The organism is Frankia sp. QA3, assembly GCF_000262465.1.
In the GTDB taxonomy this organism is placed as follows: Bacteria; Actinomycetota; Actinomycetes; order Frankiales; family Frankiaceae; genus Frankia.
In genome coordinates this window covers 3843553-3853909 of sequence record NZ_CM001489.1, presented here as the reverse complement: position 1 = coordinate 3853909, position 10357 = coordinate 3843553, and the positions used below count along the sequence as shown (strand labels likewise).

4 protein-coding genes are annotated in these 10357 nt (G+C 75.1%); all 4 read left to right on the top strand.

Annotated elements, in window-relative coordinates:
* Positions 1 to 322: 322 nt before the first annotated feature.
* From FRAQA3DRAFT_RS15770 to FRAQA3DRAFT_RS36085, 4 genes are read left to right on the top strand one after another with little or no spacing between them, the layout of a single operon-like run.
* Positions 323 to 1600: an SDR family oxidoreductase gene (locus tag FRAQA3DRAFT_RS15770; RefSeq protein WP_009740028.1), complete on the top strand. Its 1278-nt coding sequence runs from the start codon at positions 323 to 325 to the stop codon at positions 1598 to 1600.
* Positions 1597 to 3372 carry a PfaD family polyunsaturated fatty acid/polyketide biosynthesis protein gene (locus FRAQA3DRAFT_RS15765; RefSeq protein ID WP_009740027.1) on the top strand — a complete coding sequence of 592 codons (1776 nt, stop codon included), beginning with the start codon at positions 1597 to 1599 and terminating at the stop codon, positions 3370 to 3372. Before FRAQA3DRAFT_RS15770 ends, FRAQA3DRAFT_RS15765 begins: the two co-directional genes overlap by 4 nt.
* Before the next feature lie 38 nt (positions 3373 to 3410).
* Positions 3411 to 7139: a type I polyketide synthase gene (locus tag FRAQA3DRAFT_RS36090; protein WP_009740026.1), complete on the top strand. Its 3729-nt coding sequence runs from the start codon at positions 3411 to 3413 to the stop codon at positions 7137 to 7139.
* Positions 7136 to 10303 carry an SDR family NAD(P)-dependent oxidoreductase gene (locus tag FRAQA3DRAFT_RS36085; protein ID WP_009740025.1) on the top strand — a complete coding sequence of 1056 codons (3168 nt, stop codon included), beginning with the start codon at positions 7136 to 7138 and terminating at the stop codon, positions 10301 to 10303. The genes FRAQA3DRAFT_RS36090 and FRAQA3DRAFT_RS36085 overlap by 4 nt, the downstream gene beginning before the upstream one ends.
* Positions 10304 to 10357 lie beyond the last annotated feature (54 nt).

Genomic DNA, 10357 nt, shown 5'->3' with positions numbered 1-10357 from the left:
CGTTCGCCGCCGCCCGCCGGAGAAGTCACCCGATCCGGGTGTCCGGGTGCGGTTCCGAAAAGGACGCACTGTTATCGCGACCCAGGGTGGGTACCCCGTTACGCAGGGCCTGGCCATCCACTGCGGGGCGGGTCGCACCGGCATGCCCCCCCGGCGGTCCACGACGTCGACGCACTGTCACCGAGGACGGGTGGCCCCTTCCATATCGATCTTTTCTCGCCGGTTGTCCGACGTGTCCGGATGATTCGCGGCGTCCCGGCCCGGCCGCGTGCTTCCGCGCGAAAGCCGGACGGACGCCATCGACCAGGAAGCGTGGATTCTCGTGGAGATCGCAATCACCGGGGCAACCGGATTCCTGGGTGTGCATCTGGTGCGGGAACTTCTCGAGCGGAATGTTTCGCTGACGGTTCTGGCCCATGCGGGTTCCGGGGACGCCGCGGGCCGGCTGGCCAGGTTCCTGCAGGTCACCGGGGCCAGCCCACGGCTGGTCGATGACCTTCCGCGCCGGGTCTCGGTAGTCGACGTGGACGTGGCCGAGCCATTCCTCGGGCTTTCCCAAGCCGAATTCCGGCGGGTGGCGGACGGTGTCGACGCCATCTGGCACAGCGCCGCCCAGACGAAGCTCGCCGGCGACCTCGCGGAGCTGCATCACGTCAACGTCGACGGCACCCGAAACATGCTGGCGTTGGCGGCGGCGGGCGGGCGCAGGCCGCGCTTCTACCACGTGAGCACGGCGTTCGTGGCTGGCCTGAGTCCCGAACCGGTCGTCTACGAGGACCAGCTCGACGCCTCACGGGGATTTGCCAGCCCGTACGAACGATCGAAGTACGCCGCGGAGGTAGCGGTCCGGGACTGGGCGGCCGGCAGCGGCCGGCCGGTCGTCGTGTTCCGGCCGAGCGTCCTGCTCAGCCACCGGCCGCCGCACCCCGACCTGCCGTCGGACACCCTGGAGGCGGTCGCCCGCTTCATGCTCACGATCGCCTCGATGGCCGTCGAAGGCGGTCTGGTCGACGCCGAGGAGCCGACCGTGCAGACCGTGCGGGTCGTCGGCGACCCGCGGGCACGCTGGAACGTGATGGCCGTCGAGGACGCCGTCCGCGACATGGTGCGCCTCGCCGAGCGCCCACCGGCCGGCACGACGACCACATACCACATCGTCAGCAGCCGTGACCTACCCGTGTCGCTGCCCATCGACCTGCTGGAGAGCTTCCTGCCGGTCCGCGTGGAGCTGGTCGAGCACGCCCCGGCCGATCCGACGCCGCTGGAACGGATCATCGGCATGGTGCCCGGGTTCCTCATGTACCTGCGCCACCGCCACATCTTCGACGACACCCGCACCCGCACGGCGCTGGGCGAGCGGGTCGCCGAGACGCTGGTGGACCGGGACTACCTGCTCTCCGGCCTGGGCATCGCGGAGTTGGACCTGGCCTCGGACGGCCTGCTCAACTCCGAGCTGCTGACCCGGGCCCTGTCCGCCTACGACCCGACGGTGCAGGCCGACCCCGCCGCGCGGGCCGACGCCGACGCGCGGACCTACCCGGCCGCGCGGACAGACCCCGCGCCGCGGGTCGAATCCACCCAGGGTTGGAGCAACCGATGACCGTCACCCCCCGACCGTCCCGGATCGCGAGCCCGCCGGAGCGCCGGCCACCGGCGCCGGCGCTTCGCCGACCGGTCGCGCGCCGGCCCTACCCGTCGGACCGCCTCGCCGGCACCTTCGTGGGTGGCGGCTTCGTGGGTGGCGGTCCGCCGGCCGGCCGGCCGGGGGCGGGGACCACACCGACCTGGCGGCCGGACGGGCACCCGGCGGCCTTCACCGGGCCGGAGCTGGCCGCCTGCGTGCGCGCGGTGCGGGAACCGGTGCACCTGCTGGCGGTGCCCGGCCGGGGTGTCGGCCTCGGTCTCGGCGGCGATGTCGGCGCCGGGGACGCCGCCGGCCCGCTGGTGGTGGGCACCCTGCCGGCCCTGTACCCGGAGTGGCTCGGCGACCGTTCGTTCGCCGCGGCGCACGGGGTGCGTTTCCCCTACATCGCCGGGGAGATGGCGACCGGCATCGCGACCACCGCGATGGTGACCGCCATGGCCCGCGCCCGGATGCTCGGTTTCTTCGGCTCGGGCGGCCTGGGGCTCGACCGGATCGAGAAGGCCGTCGTCACCCTGGCCGAGACGCTCGCCGGCCAGCCGAACTGGGGCGTCAACCTGCTGCACTCGCCGGGCGATCCGGCGCTGGAGAACACCACCGCCGCGCTGCTGCTGCGCCACGGGGTGCCGTGCGTGTCGGCGTCGGCGTTCATGTCGATCACCCCGGCGGTGGTCCGCTGCGCGGCGGCGGGGCTGCGCCGGACACCCGACGGCAGGGTGGAGCGCCGCACCCGGGTGTTCGCGAAGATCTCCCGGCCCGAGGTCGCCGAGCAGTTCATGTCGCCGCCGCCGGGGGAGATCCTGCGTGCCCTGGTCGACGGCGGGGAGATCACCGCGGCGGAGGCGGAGCTCGCCGCGGGCCTGCCGATCGCCGAGGACATCACGGTCGAGGCCGACAGCGCCGGGCATACCGACGGCCGGCCGATGGCCGTCGTGGTCCCGGCCGTGCAGGCCGTGCGGGACCGGGTCGTCGCCCGTTTCGGTTATCCCCGGCCGGTGCGGGTGGGCGCGGCCGGCGGGCTGGGCACGCCGCAGGCGGTCGCGGCGGCGTTCGCGCTCGGCGCCGCCTACGTGCTCACCGGCTCGGTGAACCAGGTCAGCGTCGAGTCCGGCCAGTCCGACGACGCCAAGGCGATGCTCGCCGGCGCCGATCTGGCCGACGTGGCGCTGGCGCCGGCTGCGGACATGTTCGAGCTCGGCGCCAAGGTGCAGGTGCTGCGCCGGGGATCGATGTTCGCCCCCCGGGCGGGCCTGCTGTTCGAGGCGTACCGCCGGCACGACAGCCTGGAACAGCTCGCACCCGAGCTGCGCGCGAAGCTGGAGCGCGACCTGTTCGGCATGTCCCTGGACGACGTGTGGGCCCGCACCGCCGCGTACTGGGGCGAACGCGATCCCGGCCAGGTGGAGCGGGCGCTGACCGATCCCAAGCACCGGATGGCGCTGGTGTTCCGGTGGTACCTGGGGAACTCCGGTCGGTGGGCGCTCGCCGGCGAGCAGAGCCGGCGTACCGACTACCAGATCTGGTGCGGCCCGGCGATGGGCGCGTTCAACCGGTGGATCAGCGGCAGCTTCCTCGCGCAGCCGGCGGAGCGCGGCGTCGTCCAGATCGCACTGAACCTCCTCGAAGGAGCGGCGGTGGTCACCCGCGCCCATCAGGTGCGCAGCTTCGGGGTGCCGGTGGGTGTCGCTCAGTTCCCGCCGCGCCGGCTGTCCCTCGGCGCCCACGGCTGACCTCGCGGCCGGCCGGTCAGGAAGGAGACACGGACAAGATGCGACGAACGGACTCCCCGCCCCAACCGCCGATCGCGGTCGTCGGAGTGGGCGCCATCATGCCGGGCTCGACGGACGCCGCCGGGTTCTGGAACTCCATCGTCCGCGGCGAGGATCTGATCACCGAGGTACCGCGCTCCCACTGGTTGGTCGAGGACTACTACGACCCGGACCCGGCCGCGATCGACAAGACGTACGTGCGCCGCGGCTCGTTCCTGCCGACGATCGACTTCGACCCGGCCGAGTTCGGCATCCCGCCGAGCGTCGTCCCGGCCACCGACACGGCGCAGCTGTTCGCCCTGCAGGTCGCCGACCAGACGCTGCGCGACGCCCTGGGCGACGAGTACGACACCGCCGACCGCGGTGGCATCGGCTGCATCCTCGGCAGCGGCAATCTGGAGCTGCTCAGCGAGATCGACCTGCGCCTGGGCCGCCCGATGTGGTTCAAGGCGCTGCGCGAGCTCGGCTACTCCACCGAGGACGCCCACGGCATCTGCGACCACGTGCTCAAGGGCTATCCGCAGTGGCAGGAGGCCACGCTACCCGGCGGCCTGGGCAACATCGTCGCCGGTCGGGTGGCGAACCGCCTCAACCTGCACGCGGTGAACTACACCGTCGACGCCGCCTGCGCGAGCTCCCTGGCCGCGGTGTCGGCCGGCGTGAACGAGCTCGTCCTCGGCCGCGCCGACATGATCATCAGTGGGGGTGTCGACGCCCTGAACAACCCGTGCACGTTCGTCAGCTTCTGCAAGACGCCGGCGCTGTCGCCGACGGAGGACTGCCGGCCGTTCTCCGCGCAGGCCGACGGCACGATGCTCGGTGAGGGCGTCGCGATGGTCGCGCTCAAACGCCTCGCCGACGCCCGCCGGGACGGCAACAAGATCTACGCCGTCATCCGGGGGATCGGTTCCTCGTCGGACGGGCGGGGCGCGGCGATCTACGCCCCGGCACCCGGCGGGCAGGTCAGGGCGCTGCACGCCGCCTACGCCGACGCCGGCTACGGGCCGGAGACTGTCGGGCTCGTCGAGGCGCACGGGACCGGCACCGTCGTCGGGGACCGCACCGAGGTCACCGCGCTGACCGAGGTGTTCGGCGGCTGCGGGCGAGACGAGGACCGCTGGTGCGCGCTGGGGTCGGTCAAATCGCAGATCGGGCACACGAAGTCGGCGGCCGGCGCGGCCGGGCTGATCAAGGCCGTGCTCGCCCTGCACCACCACACCCTGCCGCCGACGATCAAGGTGGCGGAGCCGAACGCCGACCTCGGCCTCGACTCCAGCCCCTTCTACCTCAACACCGTGTCCCGCCCCTGGGTGCGCCCGGCCGACCATCCGCGGCGGGCGTCGGTGTCGAGCTTCGGCTTCGGCGGCATCAACTTCCACATCGCGCTCGAGGAGGCGCCCGCCCACGCCGGCGGCGGGTCCGGCGGGACCGGCGGGTCCGGCGGCGGCCGTGGCCGGCAACCTCGCCTGCCGCGGGCCGCCGGCAGCGAGCTGGTCCTGTTCGGTGCCGATACACCCGAGGAGATCGTCGCGGCGCTGCGGGCGATCGACACCTCCCGGCCCACTGCGGGGATCGCGCGGGCGAGCCGGCGCGAGTTCGACTCCCGCCGCCCGGTCCGCCTCGCCCTGGTCGCCGGCTCCGCCGAGCAGCTGGGCACCCGGATCGATCAGGCGGCCAACCTGATCGGCCAGCGGCCGCGGGAGCCGTTCACCAACCCGCGTGGGCTGCACTACGCGGTCCCGAACCACGCGGCCCAGACCGACGAGTCCGGCACCGGCATCCCGCCCGTGCCGCCGCCGCCGGCGGCCCCGCCGGCGTTCCTCTTCCCCGGCCAGGGCAGCCAGTACGTCGGGATGGGCACGGACGTGGCGCTGCGGTACCCCGCCGCGCAGGAGGTCTGGGACCGCTTCGGCGGCCTGTGTTTCGGCGGCACGCCGCTGCACCAGGTGGTGTTCCCGCCGCCGACCTTCGACGAGGCCGAGCGCGCCGCCCGGCAGAGCACACTGACCGCCGCCGAATGGGCGCAGCCGGCGATCGCGCTGCACTCGCTGGCCCTGCTCGCGGTCCTCGACGGCTACGGGGTGCGCCCACCCTGCGTGGCCGGGCACAGCTTCGGCGAGCTGACGGCCCTGTGCGCCGCCGGCGTCCTCGACGCCGAGTCGCTGATCATCCTTGCCCGCCGCCGTGGCGAGCTGCTGCGCAACACCACCGAGCGGGCGGGCGGGCGGATGCTCGCCGCCGTCGCCGCGCACGACGACGTCGCGGCGGCCCTCGACGGGCTGCCCGATCCGGACGTCTGGGTGGCCAACCACAACGCGCCGAAGCAGCTCGTGCTGTCCGGCACCGCGGCGGCGCTGGAGACCGTGCAGGGCAAGCTCGCCGCCGAGGGCATCGCCACGCGGTGGCTGGAGACGGCCACCGCCTTCCACTGCCCCCTGGTCGCGGCGGCCCGCGACCCGCTGCGCGAGGTCCTCGAGGGCATCGAGATCCACCCGGCGCGCTGCGAGGTCATCGCGGGCTCCGACGGCCAGCCCTACCCGACCGACCCGGCGCTGATCCGGGAGCGGATCGTCGACCAGCTCACCGCCCAGGTGCTGTTCGTCGACCAGATCGAGACCATGTACGCCGACGGCGTGCGGACCTTCGTCGAGGTGGGCCCCGGCGGGACCCTCACCGGCCTGGTCAACCAGATCCTCGACGGCCGGGAACACCTTGCGATCAGCCTGGACCGCCGGGGCCAGGACGGCGATGCCATGCTGCAGTCCGCGCTCGGGCAGCTCGCCGTCCAGGGCACCCGGCTCACCTTCGACGACCCGCCGCCCGCCCCTGCCGGGGGACGGCGCCGGAAGCCGGTGATGACGATGCAGATCGACGGATCCAACTACGGCCGCAACTACCCACCGCCGCTGGATGAGCCATCGCCCAACGGTGATCACGCACCTCGATCCGTTGCGACCGCCTCCCCCACGACCGCCGCCGCGGTGGCCGCACCCACGGTGCCGGCCCCGGCTCCGGCCGACGACGTGGCCGCCCCGGCCCGCCCCGCCGCGCCCGCCGCACAACCGGGCCCGGTTCCGGTCGACGGCGCCATCCCGACCGCGCCGACCGCGCCGACCGCGCCGACGGCTGCGGGACCGCAGACGCCGCCCGGGGCCCCCTCGCGGGCCGCGGAGACCATGGCGACACCACCGCTGGCCGCGCCACCGGCCGCGGAGCCGATGCCGGCTGCGCCGGGGATGGGGGAGCCAGGAGTCGCCGTGGCCGGGACGCCGGCGCCCGCAACCACCGCGGCCGAGCCGATGGCCACGGCGCCGCCCGCCGGCGCGATGGCCACGGCGCCGTCCGCCGGCGTGCCGGTGACCGCCGCGGAGGTGCCGGCGACCGGAGCGGCCCTGATGGGCGATGTCGTCACCGCGCCCGGCTGGTGGCCCGCGGTCGTCGAGGCCCACCGGCAGACCGCCCAGGTCCAGGCCGCCTACCAGCACCTGATGACCGAGGCGCAGGTGGAGTTCCTGCGCACGTCGGAGGCCATCTGCGCCCGGCTGGCCGGCGCGCCCGCCATGGACGCGCCCCCGGTGGCCGGCTACCTGCCGGCTATGCCCGCGGTGAACCCCGCGGCGCTGCTGCCACCGGCGGTCACGCCGGCGACGGCCCTGCCGGCGGTGCCGGGCGTGCCGACGAGCACCGGCCCCGGCCGGCCGAACCGGCACCGGCCGGTCAGGCCATGACCGCACCGGCCACCGCACCGGCCACCGCACCGGCCACCGCACCGGCCACCGCACCGGTGGCCGACCCGACGGTCGCGCGGCCCTCCTCCGCCGCGGTCGCCGCGCCGCCGGCACCCGCCCCGGCCGCTCCCGCGCCCACCGCGCCGCCGTCCGCCGCCGTGCCGTCCGCCGCCGTGCTCCCTGCGGCTGCGGTGGCACCGGATGGTGCGATCTCGGCGCCGGCCACTGCCACCGGTCAGGCGGTCGCCGGCTCGCCCGCCGTCGTCCCGGCACCGGCCGGCGGCGAGGCCGTGGGGGTGCCGGCGCTGCCGAGCGTCGAGGAACTGGAGGCGTTGCTGCTCGACGTCGTCGCGGAGCGCACCGGCTACCCCGTCTCCGCGCTGGCGATGGACATGGAGCTGGAGGGCGACCTCGGCATCGATTCGCTGAAGAAGGTCGAGATCCTCTCCGCGCTGCGCCAGCACGTCGGCGAGATCGCGGTCGACGTCAGCGAGAGCGACGCTCTGGCCCGACTCACCGCGCTGCGTACCCTCGGTGAGGTCGTCGACCTCATGCGCAACCGGGCCGACGCCCCGGAGCCGGCGGTGACCGGACCGTCCGGGCCGGATCCGACCGGGCCCGGCACGGCGGCGGCCGAGGTCATCCCGGACCTCGCCGACAGCCCCACCGCGGACCCGTCGGGGGCTGCGGCGGCCGCTCCCGCGCAGGGCCCGGCGGGGGCGGCGGCTGATGCCCCCTTTCTGGCCGGTTCGCAGGTAGGGGCCGCTGACTGGCCGCCGCTGGCTCGGCTCGTGCCGAGGGTCAGGCCGGTTGCGGCCCCGGGGCTCACGCCCCTCGGGCTCGGCGCGCGGCCGCTGACGATCGTCGACGGCGGCAGCGGCCTCGGGTCCGCGCTCGCCCACGAGCTTGACCGGCACGGCATCCGTGCGGCCGTCACCGACGGCCCGCCGGGGGCGGGGACGGACGGGACGCCGGGCGGGCTGCCCGCGGACGCCGGCGGGCTGATCCTGCTCGGCGGGTTGGCGAGCGTCGACTCCGTCGAGCAGGCTCTCGACCGGCAGAAGGACGCCTTCCGCTGGGCACGGGCCATGGCGGCCTCGCCGGCCGTGCACGGCGGGCTGTTCGTCACCGTGCAGGACACCGGCGCAGATCTCGGCCTCGACGGCCGGCAGGGGGAGCGGGCCTGGCTCGGCGGGCTGGCCGCGCTTGCCAGCACCGCGGGGGCGGAGTGGCCGGACGCGGCGGTCCGGGCGATCGACTGCGAGCGGGCCGGGCGGGACCCGGTGCGGCTCGCCGCCGCCATCGCCCACGAGCTGCGGCAGGGCGGGATGACTCCGGTCGTCGGCCTGCGCGCCGACGGCACCCGTCTCGTCCCGGGTGTGGCACCGGCCCTGCCGGAGCCGGCCGGCGCGCACCCGCTGCGGCTCGCACCGGGCGCGGTGGTCGTCGCGACGGGCGGCGCCCGCGGTGTGACGGCCGCGTCCGTGATCGAACTGGCCCGGTCCTGCCAGCCGCGGCTGGTGTTGCTGGGGCGCACGCCCCTGCTCGACGAGCCGGACGGGCTCGCGGCCGCGACCGACGAGCCGGCGCTGGTCCGGCTGCTGGCCGAGCGTGACGGTCCGGCGGCCGGCCCGGCCCGGCTGCGGGCGCAGGCGCGGGAAATCCTGGCCGCCCGGGAGGTACACGTGACCCTCGCCGCCCTCCGCCGCGCCGGTTCGCAGGCCCGTTACCTGCCGGTGGACGTGCGCGATCCCGACGCGGTCGCCCGTGCCCTGGACGAGGTCCGCGCGGACTGGGGACCGGTCAGCGGCCTCATCCACGGCGCCGGCACGCTCGCCGACAAGCTGCTCGTGGACAAGACCGATGACGCCTTCGACCGGGTCTTCGACACGAAGGTGCGGGGCCTGCGGACGATGCTGGACGTGCTCGCCGACGACCCGGTGGAGCTGCTGTGCCTGTTCTCCTCGGTGGCCGGCTGGTTCGGCAACGCCGGTCAGGCCGACTACGCCATGGCGAATGCGACCCTGGACCAGGTCGCCGCCGCCTGGCAGGCCGCGCACCCGGACTGCCTGGTGCGCTCGATCGCCTGGGGCCCGTGGGCCGGCGGGATGGTCGGGCCGCTGCTCGCCGACGTCTTCGCCAGCCGTGGGGTGCAGGCTCTCCCGGTCGCGCAGGGCGCGGCGGCGTTCGTCGACGAGATCACGGGCCCGCGCAGCGCCGGAACGCGACCGAGAATCCTGCTCGGCGCCGGCGACCCCGAGGCGCTCGGCGCCGGTGGCCCGGACGCACCGCCCGCCCGGCGGGTCCTCGGCCAGCTTTCGGTGCATGAGCGCACCCATCCGTGGCTGATCGACCACAGCCCGGCCGACATCGCGGTGCTTCCGCTCGCGATGGCGCTCGACTGGCTCGCCCGCGGCGCCCGCGCGCTGCGCGGCGACGGCGACGGCGACGACGAGGGCGGGATGGTGCTGCGCGACCTGCGGGTCCTCCGCAAGATCGCCTTCCCGCGCCTGGCCGACACCGGGCACGAGCTTTTCGTCAGCGTCGCGGAGTCCGACCCGCGGCGCTGCGGCGACCCGGCCGGCGTCGACGGCGGTGCGGCCCCGTGGCCGTTGCTGCGCATCGACGACGCCGAGGGCATGCCGCACTACCAGGCCAGGCTCGACTCCGCCCGCCCGCAGCCAGTGCCGGCGTCGGCGTGGCCGACGCCGGACGGCCTCGCCGAGAAGGCGGCCGAGGTGTCGAAGTGCCGGGATCTGATCTACCGCAGCGACGCGCTGTTCCACGGCCCGCGTTTCCAGGCGATCCAGTGGCTCAAGGGGATGTCGGAGCACGGCGCCGAGGGGTCCGTCGTCGGCGTGACGGACCTGGCCTGGGGCCTGGACGACTGGTACTTCGACGTCGCCGGCCTCGACGGCGGGATGCAGCTCGCCGGGCTGTGGGCCTGGCGGGTGCTCGGCGGCGCGCTGCCCGTCGCCGTCCGCGAGTGCCGCATCCACCGGCCGGGCCTGATGACCGGCGAGGCCCGCAGCGTCGTCACCGCTCGGGAGATCGACAACATCCACGCCCTGTGCGACGTGGTGGTCCTGGACGACGACGCCGCCCGGATCGAACTGATCGGGGTGGAGCTGGTCCGCCGCCCGGACTGGATGCCCTCGTCCTGACCCCCGAAATGGGGATCGAGCGGATGGTCGCGTGTGAACGACGCGGAAGGCCCC